Below are 2,603 nucleotides of genomic sequence, written 5' to 3'. Positions count from 1 at the left end.
GTCCGGAGCGAAGGCTCCGGACCGCAATCGGAGCCCCGCCCACCCCAGGCCCACGCCGCGCCGGGCGTCCCAAGAACGCCGACTTCGGCTAGCAATCCGCACCCGTCCAATCCCAACCCGCAAACCAGAAAATCACATGCGTAGATATAAAAATCTCGAAAAAGATACTGCCGTCACTCGATACCCCGCTTCCGCAGCTTCTCCGAATAAATCACCAGCGGCACTGCGCCGCCCGCGCATATCGCCATGACCAGGAACCCGCCAGGTGCATAGGCCCGGTACAGAGCGCCGCCCAGCTGGATGCTGGCGAACATGAAGACGCCGCCTGAAAGCATGGCGTAGAGGGCGATGGCGGACGTTTTGCATGCCGCCGGTACGCGGCGAGTGATGTACCACATGATCGCGGCGTTGTTTCCCGCCAGGGTGAAGCATTGCAGCAGTTGCAGGCCCGCGATAGTCGCAGGATCCGTGGTGGCGGACAGTCCAGTCCAGCGGATCGCGGTCATGACGGCCGATATCAGAATCAGCCACTGCGCACCTGTGCGAGCCAAAATGCGTGGCGCTAGAAAAAAGAAAAGAACCTCGCTGGCCACCCCCACCACCCACAGCAGCGAGATCATCGCCGTCGACAACCCGTTCGAGGTCCAATGCAGCGTGGAGTACGAATACAGAAAGCCGTTGCTCGCCTGCACCAGCGACGCGGCCGCGATGCACATCAACAAAGGGCGGTCGCGCAGGACCTCTCGCATCGGCAGACGTACGCGATCGACGGGGACGTCAACCGCCGCCGGCCGTGCCGCCCGCGGCAGCAGGCGCACGCAGGCCAGGCACGCGACGATCAGCAGGATCGAGAGCCACATCACCCAGTCCGTGTCGAACGTCTTGATCAGATAGCCGCCTGCCACCGTCACCGTCGCAAATCCCAGCGACCCGCACGCGCGCATCACGGTATACGAATTGCCTTGTCCCCGCCCGCTTGCAATGGCCATCCGGTCCATCAGCGGCAGGACGGCGGGAAACACCGCGTTCAGCAGCAACGTGATCGCCAGTAGCCAAACTGAACTCTGGCTGAACGGGTAGCACAGGAAAAGCGCCAGCGATGCCGCCAGCGCCGATGCGATCAGGGCATGAGCGCGGCCCGTCTGGTCCGCCACGTGCGCCACGATCGGCGTCGACACGATTTTCGGCAGGAACGACGTGGCGACGATCAGCCCGATCAGCGCCGGGTCCAGTCCCCGGCTCGCGAACCACAAGGGCAGGAACGGGATGCTTACGCCCTGCAAGCCGTAGTACAGGAAATAGAACCCGTGCAACGCGATGGCGCCTTGCCTGGCGTCGGGATTGCCGCGCATGGTGGTGAGGGAAGCTGGGAGATGCGAAGCGGCGTAGCATACTCCTTCGCTGTGCCGGCCATTGGCAAAGCGCAGCCGGAGATTTACGCTGTGCCTCGCGGCCGGCTGCAAGTGCGCCGCGAACGTGTTTTCCGATTTCTAACCAGGAGCTGCGATTCATGGCCAAGAAACTGAATGAGAAGACCACCAAGGCGCTGAAGGACCGCCGCAAGGCGCCGCTGGCGACGCCCACCGACCTCGCCGCTGAGGCCACCCGCGACATCTCCGCCGCGCTGAACCAGATACTGGCCGACGTGTTCGCGCTGTATCTGAAGACCAAGAATTTTCATTGGCACATCAGCGGCCCGCACTTTCGCGATTACCACCTGCTGCTGGACGAGCAGGGCGATCAGCTGTTCGCCATGACCGACCCCCTCGCCGAACGCATCCGCAAAATTGGCGGCACCACGCTGCGGTCCATCGGACATATTTCGCGGTCGCAGCGCATTGCCGACAACGACGCCGACTACGTGCAGCCGCTGGACATGCTGGCCGAACTGCGCGAAGACAACAAGGTGCTGGCGGCCGCGCTGCGCGAAGCGCATAACGTCACCGACGAGCACCGCGATATCGCCAGTTCCAGCCTGATTGAAAACTGGATCGACGAGACCGAGCGGCGCACGTGGTTCCTGTTCGAAGCCAGTCGTCAGGGTGACTCGACGGGGCATTGAGTCTGGCCGCCGAAGCGGCGGGGCAGCCGTACCGTTATCGTCGTATCAGTGCCGCCCGCCCGACAGCGCGGGCGGGTTGGCTCGCCGGGGTCAGCCGCGGTCGTCCAGCAGCGCGCTGATTTCGATTTCCGCCCAACTGCGGCCGGGCAGGCTCGTCACTCCCACCGCACTGCGTGCCGGACGCGGCATATGCGGGAATGCCGCTTCCAGCACTTCTGATGCACCGTCCAGCACCGCACTGTGGTCTTCGAATTCCGCCTCGCTGCGCAGATAGCCGCGCAATTGCAGCACGGCGCGCACGCGGTCCAAATTGCCTCCGCAGGCTTCGCGCAGGGCGCTCAGCGCACTCAGCGCCGCGTGTGCACATGCGGAGCGGGCGGCGTCCAGATCGGCGCCCGGCCGGCATATCCCCACGATCGGTGTGCCGTGCTGCCGGCTGGCCTGGCCGCTGATGCAGACCAGTGTTGCGCCGGTCAGGGCCGCCAGGTGGTAGGGCGCATAGGCGCCGCGCGGAACGGGCGCCGCGGGCAGGCGCCAGCCG

At 64.9% G+C, this 2,603-nt stretch carries 3 protein-coding genes; 1 reads left to right on the top strand and 2 read right to left on the bottom strand.

Translation table 11 applies throughout. From position 1 onward, the window contains the following. Positions 1 to 173 precede the first annotated feature (173 nt). Positions 174 to 1,352: an MFS transporter gene (locus B3446_RS23460; RefSeq protein WP_291385790.1), complete on the bottom strand. Its 1,179-nt coding sequence runs from the start codon at positions 1,350 to 1,352 to the stop codon at positions 174 to 176. Between the two features lie 158 nt (positions 1,353 to 1,510). Between B3446_RS23460 and B3446_RS23455 the strand changes: the two genes are divergently transcribed. Continuing rightward, on the top strand, positions 1,511 to 2,062 hold the full coding sequence (locus B3446_RS23455; protein WP_191579180.1) for a Dps family protein: 552 nt from the start codon (positions 1,511 to 1,513) through the stop codon (positions 2,060 to 2,062). 90 nt (positions 2,063 to 2,152) lie between these two features. On the opposite strand, the gene B3446_RS23450 is transcribed toward B3446_RS23455, so the two are convergent. Further along, positions 2,153 to 2,603: RidA family protein (locus B3446_RS23450; protein ID WP_291385788.1), on the bottom strand; the 451-nt coding region annotated here is incomplete at its 5' end.

The organism is Achromobacter sp. UBA5777, assembly GCF_002418565.1.
Classification (GTDB): Bacteria; Pseudomonadota; Gammaproteobacteria; order Burkholderiales; family Burkholderiaceae_B; genus Achromobacter; species Achromobacter animicus.
The sequence above is the reverse complement of the archived record's forward strand: the minus strand, read 5'-3'. Positions and strand labels throughout refer to the sequence as shown.

Excerpts from the sequence above, each read along its gene's own strand:
- B3446_RS23455 (WP_191579180.1), top strand. The coding sequence starts at position 1,511 with ATGGCCAAGAAACTGAATGAGAAGACCACCAAGGCGCTGAAGGACCGC.
- B3446_RS23460 (WP_291385790.1), bottom strand. The coding sequence starts at position 1,352 with ATGCGCGGCAATCCCGACGCCAGGCAAGGCGCCATCGCGTTGCACGGG.